15 protein-coding genes are annotated in these 15,505 nt (G+C 67.2%); 6 read left to right on the forward strand and 9 right to left on the reverse strand.

The window, feature by feature from the left end; all coding sequences use genetic code 11:
* Positions 1 to 17: 17 nt before the first annotated feature.
* The 3 genes from gcvP to gcvT form a co-directional block, all read right to left on the reverse strand.
* A complete protein-coding gene (gene gcvP / locus DAERI_RS15250; RefSeq protein ID WP_103130289.1) occupies positions 18 to 2,894 on the reverse strand; it encodes an aminomethyl-transferring glycine dehydrogenase in 2,877 nt (958 codons plus the stop codon).
* Between the two features lie 81 nt (positions 2,895 to 2,975).
* Complete coding sequence (gcvH, locus tag DAERI_RS15255; RefSeq protein ID WP_103130290.1) at positions 2,976 to 3,338, reverse strand: glycine cleavage system protein GcvH; 363 nt, start codon at positions 3,336 to 3,338, stop codon at positions 2,976 to 2,978.
* 71 nt (positions 3,339 to 3,409) lie between these two features.
* Complete coding sequence (gcvT, locus tag DAERI_RS15260) at positions 3,410 to 4,480, reverse strand: glycine cleavage system aminomethyltransferase GcvT (protein ID WP_103130291.1); 1,071 nt, start codon at positions 4,478 to 4,480, stop codon at positions 3,410 to 3,412.
* Between the two features lie 131 nt (positions 4,481 to 4,611).
* Between gcvT and DAERI_RS15265 the strand changes: the two genes are divergently transcribed.
* Positions 4,612 to 5,142, forward strand: coding sequence for a 2'-5' RNA ligase family protein (locus tag DAERI_RS15265; RefSeq protein WP_103130292.1), 531 nt, complete (start codon positions 4,612 to 4,614; stop codon positions 5,140 to 5,142).
* Here DAERI_RS15265 and DAERI_RS15270 read toward each other — a convergent pair.
* Positions 5,103 to 5,681 carry a 5-formyltetrahydrofolate cyclo-ligase gene (locus tag DAERI_RS15270; protein ID WP_103130293.1) on the reverse strand — a complete coding sequence of 193 codons (579 nt, stop codon included), beginning with the start codon at positions 5,679 to 5,681 and terminating at the stop codon, positions 5,103 to 5,105. The genes DAERI_RS15265 and DAERI_RS15270 overlap by 40 nt on opposite strands.
* Positions 5,682 to 5,729: 48 nt before the next feature.
* On the opposite strand from DAERI_RS15270, the gene DAERI_RS15275 reads away from it, so the two are divergent.
* Complete coding sequence (locus tag DAERI_RS15275) at positions 5,730 to 6,362, forward strand: SDR family NAD(P)-dependent oxidoreductase (RefSeq protein WP_103130294.1); 633 nt, start codon at positions 5,730 to 5,732, stop codon at positions 6,360 to 6,362.
* Positions 6,363 to 6,371: 9 nt separating this feature from the next.
* Here the strand turns inward: DAERI_RS15275 and DAERI_RS15280 are convergent, their stop codons facing one another.
* The 3 genes from DAERI_RS15280 to hisF form a co-directional block, all read right to left on the reverse strand.
* Positions 6,372 to 7,220, reverse strand: a complete 849-nt coding sequence (locus DAERI_RS15280; RefSeq protein WP_235610416.1) for a DUF4394 domain-containing protein — start codon at positions 7,218 to 7,220, stop codon at positions 6,372 to 6,374.
* Positions 7,221 to 7,335: 115 nt separating this feature from the next.
* The gene (gene hisIE / locus DAERI_RS15285; protein ID WP_103130295.1) at positions 7,336 to 7,992 is read right to left on the reverse strand and encodes a bifunctional phosphoribosyl-AMP cyclohydrolase/phosphoribosyl-ATP diphosphatase HisIE; all 657 of its coding nucleotides are present in this window, start codon (positions 7,990 to 7,992) and stop codon (positions 7,336 to 7,338) included.
* Complete coding sequence (gene hisF / locus DAERI_RS15290) at positions 7,989 to 8,768, reverse strand: imidazole glycerol phosphate synthase subunit HisF (RefSeq protein ID WP_103130296.1); 780 nt, start codon at positions 8,766 to 8,768, stop codon at positions 7,989 to 7,991. The genes hisIE and hisF overlap by 4 nt, the downstream gene beginning before the upstream one ends.
* A gap of 133 nt (positions 8,769 to 8,901) precedes the next feature.
* Between hisF and DAERI_RS15295 the strand changes: the two genes are divergently transcribed.
* The 3 genes from DAERI_RS15295 to DAERI_RS22075 all read left to right on the forward strand — a co-directional run bounded on the left by DAERI_RS15295 (position 8,902) and on the right by DAERI_RS22075 (position 10,942).
* Positions 8,902 to 9,315, forward strand: coding sequence for a response regulator (locus DAERI_RS15295; protein WP_103130297.1), 414 nt, complete (start codon positions 8,902 to 8,904; stop codon positions 9,313 to 9,315).
* A gap of 54 nt (positions 9,316 to 9,369) precedes the next feature.
* On the forward strand, positions 9,370 to 10,197 hold the full coding sequence (locus DAERI_RS15300) for a DUF72 domain-containing protein (RefSeq protein WP_103130298.1): 828 nt from the start codon (positions 9,370 to 9,372) through the stop codon (positions 10,195 to 10,197).
* An 88-nt stretch (positions 10,198 to 10,285) separates the two neighbouring features.
* Positions 10,286 to 10,942, forward strand: a complete 657-nt coding sequence (locus DAERI_RS22075) for a hypothetical protein (protein WP_133162047.1) — start codon at positions 10,286 to 10,288, stop codon at positions 10,940 to 10,942.
* A 97-nt stretch (positions 10,943 to 11,039) separates the two neighbouring features.
* Here DAERI_RS22075 and ttcA read toward each other — a convergent pair whose 3' ends face one another.
* Positions 11,040 to 11,915 (reverse strand): tRNA 2-thiocytidine(32) synthetase TtcA, encoded by an 876-nt coding sequence (ttcA, locus tag DAERI_RS15305; protein ID WP_103130299.1) that lies wholly within the window; start codon positions 11,913 to 11,915, stop codon positions 11,040 to 11,042.
* 49 nt (positions 11,916 to 11,964) lie between these two features.
* Positions 11,965 to 12,888, reverse strand: a complete 924-nt coding sequence (locus DAERI_RS15310) for a DUF817 domain-containing protein (protein WP_235610417.1) — start codon at positions 12,886 to 12,888, stop codon at positions 11,965 to 11,967.
* A gap of 122 nt (positions 12,889 to 13,010) precedes the next feature.
* On the opposite strand from DAERI_RS15310, the gene DAERI_RS15315 reads away from it, so the two are divergent.
* Complete coding sequence (locus DAERI_RS15315; protein ID WP_103130300.1) at positions 13,011 to 15,494, forward strand: transglycosylase domain-containing protein; 2,484 nt, start codon at positions 13,011 to 13,013, stop codon at positions 15,492 to 15,494.
* The last annotated feature ends 11 nt before the right edge of the window (positions 15,495 to 15,505 follow it).

Here is a 15,505-nt window from a genome sequence, read left to right on the forward strand (position 1 = left end):
AAGCCCTCCGTTTGAATTCAAACCCCCACCCACTCCTCCATCGGCGGGCAGGAGCACACGAAATTCCTGTCCCCGTATACGTTGTCCACCCGGTTCACCGCGGGCCAGTACTTCCACGCCCTCTGCGCGCGGGTGGGGAAGGCGGCGGTCTCGCGGCTGTAGGCACGGTTCCACTCGTCCGCCATCAGGTCGTCCTGGGTGTGTGGCGCGTGCCGGAGCGGGCTGTCCTCGGCTTTCAGCAGACCGTCCTGCACCTCCTGAATCTCGCGGCGGATGTTCAGCATCGCGTCGATAAAGCGGTCAAGTTCGGCCTTCGGCTCGCTCTCGGTCGGCTCAATCATCAGGGTGCCGGGGACGGGGAAGCTCATGGTGGGGGCGTGGAAGCCGTAGTCCATCAGCCGCTTGGCGATGTCCTCCTCGGTGATGCCGGACGCCTGCTTGAGGGGCCGGATGTCGAGGATGCACTCGTGCGCCACCCGCTCGTGACGGCCCGTGTACAGGACCGGGAACGCGCCGCCCAACTTCTTGGCGATGTAGTTAGCGTTCAGCAGGGCGACCTGCGTGGCCTTTTTCAGCCCGGCGGGGCCGAGCAGCCGGATGTACAGGTACGAGATGGGCAGGATGCTCGCCGAGCCGAAGGGGGCCGCGCTGACCGCCCCGGTGTGGCTCTCGCTGACGGGCCGCACCTCATGGTTGGGCAGGAAGGGCGCGAGGTGCGCCTTCACGCCGATGGGACCCATACCGGGGCCGCCGCCACCGTGGGGGATGGCGAAGGTCTTGTGCAGGTTGAGGTGCGACACGTCGCTGCCGATCAGGCCGGGCTTGGCGAGGCCCACCATTGCGTTCATGTTCGCGCCGTCCAGGTACACCTGCCCGCCGTGCGCGTGGATGATCTCGCAGACCTCGGTGACGTGTTCCTCGTAGACGCCGTGGGTGCTGGGGTAGGTGATCATCAGGGCGCCCAGGTTGGCGGAATGCTGCTCGGCCTTCGCCCTCAGGTCGTCCAGATCGATGTTGCCGTTCGCGTCGGTCTTCACGACGACAACCTGCATTCCCAGCATGGCGGCGCTGGCGGGGTTGGTGCCGTGCGCGGAGGCGGGGATCAGGCAGACGGTGCGGTGGCCCTCGCCCCGGCTCTCGTGGTACTTGCGGATGGTCAGCAGGCCCGCGTACTCGCCCTGCGCGCCGCTGTTGGGCTGCAGGGAAACCGCGTCGTACCCGGTGATGTCGGCCAGCCACGCCTCCAGCTCGGTGAGCATCTGCGCGTAGCCCTGCGTCTGGTCGGCGGGCGCGAAGGGGTGCAGGTTGCCGAACTCCGGCCAGGTGACGGGAATCATCTCCGCCGTGGCGTTCAGCTTCATGGTGCAGGAGCCCAGCGGAATCATGCCGTGGACGAGGCTGTAGTCGCGGTTCTCCAGCGTTTTGAGGTAGCGCAGCATGGCGCTCTCGCTGTGGTGCGTGTTGAAGACGGGGTGGGTGAGGTAGGGGGATGTGCGTTCAAGGGCCTCAGGAATCCCACTGATAAACTTGTGCTGGTACTCAGACAACACCTTGAATTCCTGGCCCTGATCGTTCTGGCGCGTTCCAGTAATGACCTCAATCAGGTCTTCAACGTCAGCAGGCGCGACTGTTTCGTCCAAGCTGACCGAGATCAGGTCGCCTTCGTAGCGTAGGTTGATGCCCTTCGCTTCCGCACGGGCGCGGATGGCAACGCTATCGCCCTTGAATGTCAGCGTGTCAAAGAAGTTCCCGGTAACAACCTCAACCCCAGCCTCTGCCAGGAAACGCGCCAGAATGCCCGTCAGCCTATGCACCCGCTCCGCAATCGTCCGAATGCCCTCCGGCCCGTGGTACACGGCATAGGCGGCGGCCATGTTCGCCAGCAGCGCCTGCGCCGTGCAGATGTTGCTCGTCGCCTTCTCGCGGCGGATGTGCTGCTCGCGGGTCTGCATCGCCATCCGCAGGGCGGTCTTGCCTCGGGCATCCTTGCTAACGCCGATCACGCGACCGGGCATGGACCGCTGGTACTCGCTGCGGCAGGCGAGGAACGCCGCGTGCGGGCCGCCGAAGCCCATTGGGACGCCGAACCGCTGGGCGCTGCCGATCACGATGTCCGCGCCCTGCTCGCCGGGCGGGGTCACGAGGGCGCAGGCCAGCAGGTCCGTCGCCACGATCAGCGCACCCTGCGCCGCGTGGATGCGCTCGGCGATGGGGGAGAGGTCGTGCAGGTCGCCATACGTGCCGGGCGTCTGCACCAGGATGGCGAAGGTTCCCTCCGGGATATCGCCGTTCGCGGGGCCGGTGGCGACCTCGTACCCGAAGTACTCGGCACGGGTGCGGACCACGTCGAGGGTCTGGGGGTGAACGTCGTCGGCCACGTAGAACACGTTGCCCTTGCTCTTGACCTGCCTTCGGGCCAGCGTCATCGCCTCGGCGGCGGCGGTCGCCTCGTCCAGCAGGGAGGCGTTGGAGACGGGCATCCCGGTCAGGTCCATCACCATCTGCTGGAAGTTCAGCAGCATCTCCAGACGGCCCTGGCTGATCTCGGCCTGATAGGGCGTGTACGCCGTGTACCAGCCGGGGTTTTCCAGCATATTCCGCAGAATCACGGGGGGCACGTGCGTGCCGGAGTAGCCCATGCCGATGTACGAGCGGAAGACCTTGTTCTTGGCGGCGACGGCCTTCAGGTCCGCGAGGGCCTGCGCCTCGGTGACGGGGCCGCCGACCTGGAGTTCGCCCCCAAAGCGGATGCTCTCGGGCAGGGTGCTTTCCACCAGCTCGTCCAGGCTGGACACGCCCAGCGCGGCGAGCATCTCGGCCTGTTCCGCTTCAGTGGGGCCGATGTGGCGGGAGGTGAAGTCGTCGGTTTGCAGAAGTTCGTTGAGGGGGCGCATGGGGACTCCTTTGGAGGGATCAGCAAACAGCGGTCAGGTTCAGCCCGGGTGGCCGAATGCTGACCGCTGGGGGTGGAAAGGTCAGCTATTGGCGGCGCTGTACGCCTCGGCGTCCATCAGGTCGCCGCTTTCCTCGGTCACGTCGAGCCGGAAGAGCCAGCCGTCACCGTAGGGGCCGCTGTTCACGAGTTCGGGGCTGCCGGAAAGCTGCTCGTTCACGGCGGTGATGGTGCCGCTGGCGGGGGCGTAGATGTCGGAGGCCGTCTTGACCGACTCGACCACGGCGACCGTTTCGCCCGCCGTGACCACGCGGCCCACCTCGGGCAGCTCGACGTACACCACGTCGCCGAGCTGGTCCTGCGCGAAGTCGGAGATACCGACGGTGCCGTCCTCGGCGAGCCATTCGTGCGTGGGGGCGTACTTCAGTTCGGAGGGAGTCTGCATGGGGTTGATTCTCCTATGTCGAGCAGGGGAGATGTGTGGGATTTGGGAGGGAAAACGGGGTGAGTTGGCGTTTACCGCTTGTAGAAGGGCAACTCCACCCGCCGCGCCGGATGCGCCTTACCCCGCACCTCGACCTCGTAGGCGTCTTCGGAGGCGGCATCCGCCCGAACGAGCGCCATGGCGATGGGGTGGCCCAGCGTCGGGCTGCTCGTGCCGCTGGTGACCTGGCCGACCCGCTCGCCGTTCAGCAGCACGGGGTAGCCCTCGCGCACCGGCACCCGGTCAAGCGCCAGACCGATGAGCCTCACGGGCGGCGCGGCCTGAATGCCCGCGCGGCCCACATGCTCCTTGTCCTTCACGACCCAGGTGTACGTGCTGGCGAGGGGGTGGAGGTCGTCGGCGAACTCGTGCCCGTAGAGGGGGAAGCCCGCCTCCAGTCGCAGCGTGTCCCGCGCGCCCAGGCCCGCCGGAGTGAGGCCCACCGCGAGCAGGCGGTCCCAGAGAGATTCGGCCTCCTCCGCCTTCACGAAGACCTCGAAGCCGTCCTCGCCGGTGTAACCCGTGCGGGCGAGCAGCACGTCGAAGCCGAGCAACGTCGCCTTGAAGAAGGCATTTTTCTTCTTCGTGCTCAGGTCCACATCCACGTGCGGCTGGAGCATGGTCTCGGCCTCGGGTCCCTGTACGGCGAGCAGGCCCCAGCGGTCCGACTCATCGGCCAGCGTCACGGCAAAGCCTGCCGCCTGGTTCAGGAGGTGCGCCCAGTCCTTCTCGATATTGCTGGCGTTGACGACGAGCAGGAATTCTTCCGGCCCCACCCGGTACACGTAGATGTCATCCACCAGGCCGCCCGCCTCGTTCGGCAGCCAGTTGTACTGGGCGCGGCCGGGCTTGAGCTTGCTCACGTCGTTCGTGGTGACGCGCTGGAGAAAAGCCTCGGCGTCCGGCCCGGTGACGCGGAATTCCCCCATGTGGGACACGTCGAAGACCCCGGCGCGGGTCCGCACCGCCTCGTGTTCGGCCCGGACTCCGGTGTACTGCACGGGCATGTCCCACCCGCCGAAGGGCACCATGCGGGCCCCGGCGCGCAGGTGCGCGGCGTGCAGGGGTGTCCGCTTCAGCGGCGTCTCAGGAGTGCTGGTCACGTCTGAACTGTACCGGAGGTCGCCCCGCGCCCGTCCGGCGGACCTGGACGTGAAGTGGGATAGAGTGGCTCATGCCGGAGAGCGAAAAAGCGCCCCCACACGTTGTCTTTTCGTTTCACGGGGCCGGGTAGGTGACGCCCTCTTTCCTGCTGGGCCTGTTGCCTCCCGCCGACTTCGCCGCCCGGGTGGAGGCCTTCCGGGAACGTCTGGGCCTGCGCGAAAGCGCCCCCCACGTGACCGTCAAAGCCCGCAGCGGACTCGGCGGCGATCTGGAGTGGGTGCCGTCCGCGCGGGCAGGCGTCGCGGCCAGTCCCCCCGTCGCCCTGCAAGTAGGCGGCGCGAGGGCCTTTCGCAACGGGAGCGCGGTTTATCTGGCCGTTCAGTCGCCGGAGGTGGTGGCGCTGCACGTCCGCCTCCTCGAGGCTCTGGCACCTGCCGAGCGGTTCGGGTACGAGGGGCCACACATGACGCCGCACCTTACTTTGGCGCTCAGGCGGCGTGGCGTGGACCTTCGAACTGTGTTGGAAGCGGCAAGGGCCGAGTTCGCCGACCTGGAAGTCGGGCCTCTGGCCTTCACCTGCTCGGAGGTCTGGCTCCTGCGGAAGCCCGGACCCGGAGGCCTCTACAGGCCCGAGGAGGCCTGGCCGCTCGCCCAGCGCTGAACGGCCCGCACCCCCGTCTCCGTCGCCAGGAATCCCACCCGCAGGTCGTGGGACTCGCTCGGCAACTCGTCCACGATGAGGGCGTCCCAGACCACCCCGACGGTCAACCCCCTAAACTCCGGCAGCAGCCGGTCGTAGAAGCCGCCCCCGTAGCCCAGCCGCACCCCCCGCCGGTCGTAGGCGAGTGCGGGGAGGAGTACGGCGTCCACCGTCTCCAGCCCCACGCGCGGCGCGTCCGCCGGGGGTTGCAGCACCCCGAAGCGGCTCATCTCGGTCGCCGTCTCCCAGGGGTGCAGCGTGAGGTGCGGCGCGGGCCGAAAGCGGGCGCGGGTGGTCAGGAGGTCGAGGTGAGGGGCGAGGGCGGAAATGTCAGGCTCGCCGGGCAGGGCGCGGTAGGCCAGAACGCGCCTGGCCCCCCGGGCTTGCAGGAAGGTGGTCAGGTGTGCGGTGACCTCCGCCGAGAGGTCGGGCACCTCCTGGCGCCTTGTCCGCGCCCACGCCCGCCACTCGGCCTTGCCCTGCGGTGCGGAAGGCGGCATGTACCCGAGCGTACCGTCCCGCCCGCCCGTGCGTGTTCTGCTGCCCGGGTGAACACGCTCATCGTGGGGGCGACCGGGGGTATCGGCACGGCGACGGCGCGGGCCTTTGCGTCGGGGGGCGCGCGGCTGACCCTGAGTGGACGTGACGCGGAAAAGCTGGAGGCGCTGGCGGCCGAGCTGGGGGCACGGGCCAGGGCAGCGGACCTCGCCTACGAGAGCCATGTGCGGGCGCTGCTGGAGGACCTGAGCGATTTGGACACCCTCGTCTACGCCGCCGGGGCCGCCCTGCCCGGCCCGCTGACGGAAGCCGAGCCCTCCGCTGTGCGCGCGGTGTGGAACGCCAACTACTTCGGGGCGCTGTGGGTCCTCAAGCACGGGCTGGGGCGCATGGCCTCTGGGGGCCGGGTGTACCTGCTCGGCGCCCGGCCCGAACTCGTCACTGCACGGGGCTTCTCGCAGTACGCCGCGAGCAAGGCCGCCCTGAGCCGCGCCGCCGAGGTGACCCGGCTGGAGGCGCGCGGCGTTGGGATCACGCTGGTCCTGCCGCCTGCCGTAGACACGGGGTTGTGGGCTCAGGTGGGCCGGGTTCCACGCGGAGCCCTCTCGCCGGAAGTCGTCGCCCGCGCCATAGTCGCCGACCGTTCCGGTCCCGTGCAGAACGAGTTGCGGGTGGGGCCGTAACCTCCTGACCTACGAGCGCGGCGAGAGCATGACCGCGAAAGCCTTGAGCGCGACCCCATTGATCGTCGACTTCAGGGTGGCCTTGCCGGTGCTCAGGTTCAGCGTGTAGAGCATGGTGTTCGTGCCGCTGCTGGTGGTCAGGTACGCCTCGTTCGTCCCCGCGATGTCAAAGCCCGTCATCCCGGCGCCCGCATCCACACCCAGGCTTCCCACCGTGTTCAGGGTGCTGAAGGCCGGGCCGACCGTGTGCGTGACCAGGGTGTCGAGGTCGGCATCGACCGAGTACAGGGTGGTGGGCGGGTTGAAGTCGGCCATCACCGGCTGGTAACCCTGGAAGGAGTTCGTGTACGCCGCCGCGACGAGGTTGGGGTTCTTGCCCGCGCCCGCGTCGGTCGCCGCGTACATGAGCATGCCGTCGTCCGTGACCGCGCCGTCGGTGGGGGAACCCGTGGCGGGCGTCAGGCGGTAGTTCATGTCCCCGGTGCTGAAGACGCGCAGGCGCAGGGCCGCCGGGTTGAAGTCCATGACGCGGGGGGCGCCCAGGCTCCCGCTGGTGTTGAGCGTCAGGGCGCCCGTGGCCGTGTCCACCCGGTAGAGCTTGCCCGTGTCGGTGAGGGCGTACAGCGCGCCGTCCTTATTGAACACGTCGAGGTCCACCAGGGTCTCGCCCACGCCCAGGCCGGTTAGCGCCCGGGTCGTCACGCTGACGGAGGCGTTGTCGAGGCCGAAGGTGACGAGCCGCCCCTGGGCATCCAGCCCGTAGGCCACGCGGCCTGAGGGCGCGACCGGCGAATTGGTCAGGCCGCAGGAGGAGAGGGCGAGCGCACAGGCGACGGGCAGCAGAGTGAGTCGTCTCATAGGTGAACCTCCCGGCGGCGCGGTTTGCAGGAGCGCCGCACTGTTCACCCAGCGGTATGCGAACACGGGGCCTGCGGATTTCTCATGGGCTTTACCGGGCGTTCACCGTTGCGGCTCACCCCACCTCCTTCGGCCCCTTCAACCCGCTCTTGCCTTCCCGCCCCTGTAGGACGGCGGCCACATCGGCAGGGGAGACGCCCACCTCGGCCAGGGCGAAGAGGGTGTGGAAGAAGAGGTCGGCGGCCTCGGTGGCGAGTTCGGCCCGGTCCCCGTTCTTCGCGGCGAGCAGCACCTCACCCGCCTCCTCGCTGATCTTTTTCAGCACGCGGTCCAGGCCCCCGGCGTGCAGCCGAGCGACATAGCTGTTCTCGGGCAAGGTGGCAAGGCGCTCGGTGATCGTCACATACACGCGCTCCAGCGTGCCGTCCAGCCCGGTATCCGCTGTCTGTTCCCCGAGGAGTGGCCGGTGGAAGCAGGAGTATTCGCCCGTGTGGCACGCGGGGCCGGTCTGCTCGACCCGGTACAGCACGCTGTCGCCGTCGCAGTCGAGGGCGACGGACACGACGCGCTGGGTGTGCCCGCTCGTGGCGCCCTTGACCCACTGCTCGCCGCGCGAGCGGCTGTAGTAGGTGGCCTCGCGGGTGTCCAACGTGCGCTGCACGGCGGCGCGGTCCGCGTACGCCTGCATCAGCACGGCACCGGTCCGGGCATCCTGCGTCACGACGGGGATCAGGCCGTCCGCGCCGAATCTCAGATCGTCCAGCCTCGTCACAGGTCCCTCCACTCCGGGCGCACGGGCAGGCCCTGGCCCCTTAGATACGTTTTGACCTGCGGCACGGTCAGTTCGCCGAAGTGGAACACGCTGGCGGCAAGGGCAGCGTCCGCGAGCCCGTCCGTCAGCACGTCGCGGAAGTCCTCCAGCCGCCCCGCCCCGCCCGAGGCGATCACGGGCAGGTCCACCGCCGAGGCGACGGCCCGGGTGGCCTCCAGGTCGAAGCCCGCCCGGGTGCCGTCGGCGTCCATCACGTTCAGGCAGATTTCGCCCGCGCCCAGGTGTTGCCCCCGCTCGGCCCACTCCAGCAGGTCGAGGCCGGTGTCCACCCGGCCCCCGCCCACGTGGACCGTCCAGCCCTCGCCGTTCGGCCTGCGCTTGGCGTCGATGCTCAGCACCACGCACTGGGCGCCGTAGTGGTCCGACGCCTCGCGGATCACCTCAGGGCGCCGCACCGCCCCGCTGTTCACGCTCACCTTGTCCGCCCCCGCCATCAGCAGTTGCCGGAAGTCCGAGACGGCGTTCACCCCGCCCCCGACCGTCAGCGGCATCATGACCTGCTCGGCGACCTGGGCGGCCACGTCGAGCATCAGCGAGCGGCCCTCGTGCGTGGCGGTGATGTCGTAGAACACCAGTTCGTCGGCCTGCTGCGCCTCGTAGGCCTGGGCGAGGGTGAGGGGGTCCCCGGCGTCGCGGTGGTCCTCGAAAAACCGCACGTTCTTGACCACCCGCCCGTTTTGCACGTCCAGGCACGGGATGATGCGCTTCGTCAACATGGGGGCAGTCTAGAGCGGCTTCCCGTCCCTTTACGGTCGAGCGAACACGGCTCGGTCACACCTCGGTCGTCAGAATTGAGAAAATCTTCATATCCGGCGTGCAGGCTGGGGGGCGAGGGGAAGGAGGCGTTCGGTGGAGCGGCGGCGTATCCTGTTGGTAGACGACAACCCGCATGACGTGGAACTGGCCCTGAACGCCTTTCAGGACAGCGGTGACCACGAGATTCTCGTCGCCGTGGGGGGGCGCGAGGCCCTGGCCGCGCTCGACGGCCCCGCGCCCCTCCCCGACCTGATCCTGCTCGACCTCAAGATGCCGCACATCGACGGTCTGGCCGTTCTGGATGCCGTGCGGGGCCGCGCCGCCACCCGTGCCATCCCGGTCGTCATGCTCACCACGAGTGGCGAGGACCGCGACATCCGCGAGAGCTACGCCCACGGGGCGAGCGCCTACGTGATCAAGCCGATGGACTTCACCCAGTTCCGCGAGGCGGTGCGGACGATTACCGCCTTCTGGGCGCACCTGAACCGCCACCCCCGCGCGGGCTGAAGGCGGCCTTTAGCCTCCGCCCTCCCGCCCGTACCGCCGCGCTACGCTGGCCCCATGCGTGTCTGGATCGGTTGTGGCGGCTACACCAACGACGACTGGGCGGCCCCCGGCCTGATCTACGAGGGCGTGAAGAAGGACGCCTACCTGGAGACGTACTCGCGGTACTTCGATGCCGTCGAGCTGAACTCCTCCTTCTACGCGATTCCCGGCCTCAAGGCCTTCGAGGGGATGGCCCGCAAGTCCGCCGGACGCACCCGCTTCGCCGTCAAGCTCAACAAGGTCTTCACCCACGACCGCGCCCCCACCGACGCCGACTACGACCGGATGCTGCAAAGCCCCGGCCCCCTGGCCGACGCGGGGTTGCTGGGTCCCTACCTCGCCCAGTTCCCCTACTCCTTCCACCGCACCGCCGACAACCGCAAGTACCTGCTGGGCCTGGCCGAGCGCTTCGCCGGACACGAACTCGCCGTCGAGCTGAGACATGCCTCCTGGGACAAGCCCGAGGTCCGCGAGGGCATGGCCGAGTACGGCCTGATCTGGGTCAGCCCCGACTATCCCCCGGTCGGCGGGATGCCCGAGCCGCAGGTTCACGTCACGACTGACGTGGGCTACCTCCGGTTGCATGGCCGCAACAAGGGCAGTTGGTGGGAGGGCGGGAGCGCCGCCGAGCGGCACGACTACCTCTACAACCGCGCCGAGATGGACGAGTGGGCGGAGAAGATCGCGCTGGTGGCGGATGATCTGTCTGAACTCTACATATTTTTTCTGAATACGACCCGCGGACATGCACTCAAGAACATCCCCATGCTGCGCGAGGCGTTGAACGCCCGCGGCGTGCCGATACAGACGCCGGACCCGGGTGACGAGGGGCGGCTAATCTGAGGGTCAGTTGAAGTCCATACACAAATTAGGCAGTGCATGGGCGAAGGGGGCATTACACTTATCTCGGGTTTCCCCGGAAGGAGAAAAAATGAAAATGATCCTCGCCACCACTACTCTTGCTGCCGCCTCTCTTGCGGGTGCACAGGTGGTAGACTGCCCTACCCTAAAAATGGGTAGCTATATTAGATTAAGCTACAAGGAAAAAGCGACTTTTCCTGACGTTCCAAAGGCTACAGATAAGTTTTTAAAATTCGATAACGTAGACATTGATCAGTGCGGCTATACCATAACGGGAGATACTAATAAAGTCTATATTAAGGCAAACAGCGTTTCAGAATTATTGAAGCTGGTTGCTGTGGAAAACACCTCTTCGTTTGCAATTCCTATGCTTAAATCAAGCGGGTACAAATACCCTTCTATAAGAGAGGGCTTCTACTTGTATCCACTCTATGTCGTTCTTAATACCAAGGATAATAGTGTAAGTAACTTAAAAGCTGATAATGCTTATATCGCTGAATCTACTTTTAGAGACTCCGTTATTGGTTATAAATTAAACAATGGTGCGTTAAAACCGTACTACTATGATGGCAAGGTTATTCCCTTTACGATTCCACCGGAGACGAGTACCCTCGATTTTTATGCTAAAAAAGGGGACACAGTAAATGACGGATGGGATCGAATATTGTTCAATTTCAAAGACAATTCTATAACACTATGGTATAATTATCCTTTTCCTCAAAACTAATATATCGATCGTATTTTATCCTGATAATTAGGGGTTAACTTACACATGTCTCCTGCTGTTGATGAATACGAGCAGAAGGCAGAGATTAGGTTGTATTTCATTGAATCAGCGTCATCTCTCTCAACCCCGCTAGAAACTCCCGCTCCGGGTACTCCTCGCCGTCAAACCCTTTGTCGCCCTCGACGGGCTGCACGCTCAGCGAGGCGAAGTCGAAGAGGTCGCGGTCGAGGAGGTGGCTGGGCGTCACGCGCGTCAGCGAGCGCAGGATATTTTGAAGACGGCCCGGATGCTCCCGCTCCCAGCCCTCCAGCATCTCGCCGACGACCCTGCGTTGCAGGTTCTCCTGACTGCCGCACAGGTTGCAGGGGATGATGGGAAAGCCCTTCGCCACGGCATACCGCTCGATGTCCCGCTCCGCGAGGTAGGCCAGCGGCCGGATGACCACGTTCGTCCCGTCGTCGCTCTGAAGTTTGGGCGGCATAGCCTTGAGCCGCGCGCCGAAGAACATGTTCATAAAGAGCGTTTCGAGGATGTCGTCGCGGTGGTGGCCCAGCGCGATCTTCGTCGCGCCGATCTCCCGCGCATGGCGGTACAGGATGCCCCGGCGCAGGCGGCTGCACAGCGAGCAGGTCGTCTTCCCCTCCGGCACCTTCTCCTTGACGATGGAGTAGGTGTCCTCGGTCAGGATGTCGTGCCTCACGCCTAACCGCGTCAGGTACTCGGGCAGCACATGGGTGGGAAAGCCCGGCTGGCCCTGGTCGAGGTTCACGGCGACGATCTCGAAGTCAATCGGCGCCCGCTTTTGCAGGTGTAGCAGGATGTCGAGCAGCGTGTAGCTGTCCTTGCCGCCCGAGAGGCAGACCATCACGCGGTCGCCGTCCTCGATCATGCGGTAGTCGGTGATGGCCTGGGCCGCGCCCCGGACGAGGGTGGAAAAGAGGCGTTGCGTCTCGGGTGTGAGGGTGTGGGTCATGGGGTCTCGCTTCTCTGGCTCTCCCGCGCGGGCGGGGCAGAACGCCATGCTAGGACAAATCGCGGGTAGGCTGCGGGGCAGCGGCACCCTTTGCGGGAGAGAGGGGAGGAGGTGCGGCAACTCCGGTGTGTGCTGCCCGCCCCCGCTCCTCCCAGCGTTTCAATCCCGACACGATCAGAAAGGCCACGACCACCATCAGGGTCCAGGCCAGCCATTTCGCGAGGTGGACGGGCTGCCAGCCGCCCGACTGGTGCGGGTAGACCCAGGCCCCCAGCCGGGTCGCGGCATTCTCGGCCAGGAAGACGAAGCCGCCGATCAGCGCGAAGGCGAGGCCCAGCGGCATGGTGTACCGCTCCGGCCCCACGGTGAAGGCGGCCCTCGTCCGGCGGTAGGCGAGCAGCAGCGCCGCCGTGACCACGTAGCGCAGGTCCGGCCCGAAGTGGTGCGTGAAGAAGTTCAGGTAGGCCGCCGCCGCCAGCCCACCCTGAACGCGCAGGGGTGGGGCATGCTCAAGGGCGAGGCCGAACCGCCGCCACGCCTGGGTCATGTAGCTGCCGACGCTCGCGTACATGAAGCCCGCGTAGAGCGGCACGCCCAGCACCTTGCTCAGCGCGTCCTCCGGGTAGGCCCAGCTCCCGTGGGCGACCTTGAAGGCCTCCAGCGTGAAGCCCAGCGCGTGAAACAGCAGGATGACTCCCGCCTCGCGCGGCGTCTCGAAGCGCAGGGCGAGCAGTGCCCCCTGCACCAGCAGGCAGCCCAGCAGCAGGAAGTCGTAGCGGGCCAGCCCCCACGCTCCCAGCGGCAGCGCCCGCGACAGCGCGAGCAGGCCCACCACCGCGAAGGCGAAGGTGCAGCACGCCGCCTGCCCCCGGGTGAACTGCCAGAGCTGGCGCCAGAACCGGGCGTCCCGGCGCGGAAAGGCGGGGGCGGACATGGGTTCCAGCGTGGCCCGCCCCACCCCGGGGCGCGTCATGCCAAAGGCGGACGATGGCGCCCCGGGGAGCCGGTAGGTTGAAGGCAGGATGCCTGACCTCCCCCCACCGACCGTGAGCCCCGCCCCGTGCGGCCACATGAAAGGCCGTTAGAGTGAGGGCCATGCGGTTGTTCACTGGCCTGGGCGTGCTCCTCCTGCTGGGGGCGGCGGGCGCGGGGGGGATGTGGTGGGCCTGGGGGCGCGACCTGCCCAGCGTGCAGGACCTCGACGTGCTGGAATTCAGCGGCAAGACCCGGGTGTACGACCGCCAGGGGTCTCTCGTGGGCACCCTGACCCCCAGCCTGGGCAGCGGCGAGGGCGTGAACCGCGACCTCCTCAAGCTCAACGAGATCAGCCCCTGGCTGCAAAAGGCCATCGTGACGAGCGAGGACCGCCGTTTCTTCGAGCACCACGGGGTCGACTACATCGGCATTGCGCGCGGGCTCCTGAAGGGCATCTTCGAGAACGACCTGGAGGGCGGCTCCTCCATCACCCAGCAGGTCGTGAAGAACACGCTGCTCTCCGACCTCAAGAGTGCGCGCACCCCCGAGCGCAAGTTCAAGGAGGCGGTCCTCGCCTACCAACTGGAGCGCAGCTTCACGAAGAACCAGATTCTCAACGCCTACCTCAACGTCATCTACTGGGGCGACGGGGGGCGCAGCGACATCATCGGGGCGGGGACGGCGGCGAGGGCGTACTTCAGGAAGAGTGCCGCTGACCTCAACCTCGCCGAGAGCGTCTACCTCACGACCATCGTGCCCGCGCCCAACAAGCGGTACAAGGACTTCCAGGCGTACCGTCCGCTCATGCGAAATCTGCTCGACCGCATGGTGGAGGACGGGCGGGTCACGAAGGCGGAGGCCGACGCCGCGTGGCGCACCCCGATCTACCCGGCGGGCTGGCGCATCGGCTGGAACAGTGACGGTACTGTTCGCAGCGCCGTTTTGGAACGGCCCGAACGCCTCCAGGAGAACATGCCTCCGCCCCCCGTCCAGACCGCCTTTCACTACCTCCAGGCGGTCGAGCGCGAACTCATCCCCAAGATCGGGCGCAAGGCGCTCTTCGGCGGGGGCAAGGTGTACACGGCGCTGGACCTCGGGGCACAGGAGGCGTCTGAGCGGGCGAGTTTGAACGCGCAACTCCCCGACGGCGCCACCCTGGGCCTGGCCCTCGTCAGCCCGAAAAATGGGGAGGTCCTGGCGCTCGTCGGGCAGAAGCTGACGGGCGGGCGGCCCTCGGACTGGAACAACGCCACCCAGGCGCGGCGGCAGGTGGGCAGCTCCATCAAACCGCTGTTGTATACGCTGGCGCTCGAAAAGGGCTGGAAGCAGAGCGACACCGTGCTGGACGCGCCGCTGACCGGTGACTACCAGCCGCAGAACTACGACGGGCGCTGGACCGGCCGCTACGTCACCATGCGGTACGCGCTCGACCACAGCCTGAACCTCCCCACCGTCCGCATCGCGCAGGAGGTGGGGCTGTCCAGTTTCGAGGCCAAGTTGCGCGAATTGGGGCTCGACCCGCCCCCGAACGCGGGCCTGTCCCTGAGCATCGGCACCCTGGAGGCGAGCCCGCTCCAGATGGCCGCCGCCTATGCCCCCTTCGCCAACGGCGGCCTCTACTACACGCCCACGCTGGTGCGCCGGGTGGAGGATGACCGCGGGCAGGTGCTCTACAACCGACCGACCCCGCAGGGCAAAAGGGTGTGGGACGAGCGCACCGCCTGGCTAGGGCTGGACATGATCCGCGGCGTGGTGAACGACCTCACCCCCGCCGAGGGCGGCCTCGCCACCCGCGCGCAGATTCCTGGCCGGGAGGTGGGCGGCAAGACGGGCACGACCAACGACGTGAAGGACCTGTGGTTCGCCGGGGTCACGCCCACGATCAGCGGGGCGGTCTGGGTCGGCAAGCAGGCGGGCGGCGCGCTGCCAGGCTGGGCCTACAGCGGCGAGATTCCCACCCCCGTGTGGCAGCAGGCGGTGGCGGGGGCGCTTGCCGGGCAGCCGCGCCAGAGCTTCACCGAGCCCGGCGGCATCACCTACCGGGTGGTGCGCCGCGTCGAGATGGCCTTCCGCGAGGAGGAGGCCGATCAGGAACAGGTCGCCCGCGACGGCAGCGGGAACGGCGAGGGAGGGGGCTTCTTCAGCCGCCGGGACCGCGCGCCCGCCCCGGCCCCTCAGCCGGAGCCCGACCCCGCCTCCCAGCCTGGCCCCGTGACCGAGGTGCCCCCGCAGGACGCCCCCACCGGGGAGGTGCCCTCCCTCGACCTCAACGCGGTGCCCGTGGACCCGGCCATCGACGGCATTCCCACCGGTGACCCGTATGCCGCCCCTCAGGAGAATCCGGCACCCCAGGAGAACACCCCCGTTCAGCCGAACACGGACGAGACCTTCACGTCCGGTGAGCCCGAACCTCTGCCCGCCGAACCCGCTCCCGACAGCGGCTCCTCCATCGACATCGCGCCGGAACCGGCCCCCGCCGAGCCGCAGCCCCTCCCCGAGGAGGGTGGCGACATACCCGTCTCGCCCGATGGGTTCTCGACGGACGGCAACCAGACAGACGGCAGCAGCGAGAGCAGCCCCTCCGAGACGGCCCCCACCTTCTAACGTGTCGGGCA

The sequence above is a fragment of the Deinococcus aerius genome (genome assembly GCF_002897375.1).
GTDB lineage: Bacteria > Deinococcota > Deinococci > Deinococcales > Deinococcaceae > Deinococcus > Deinococcus aerius.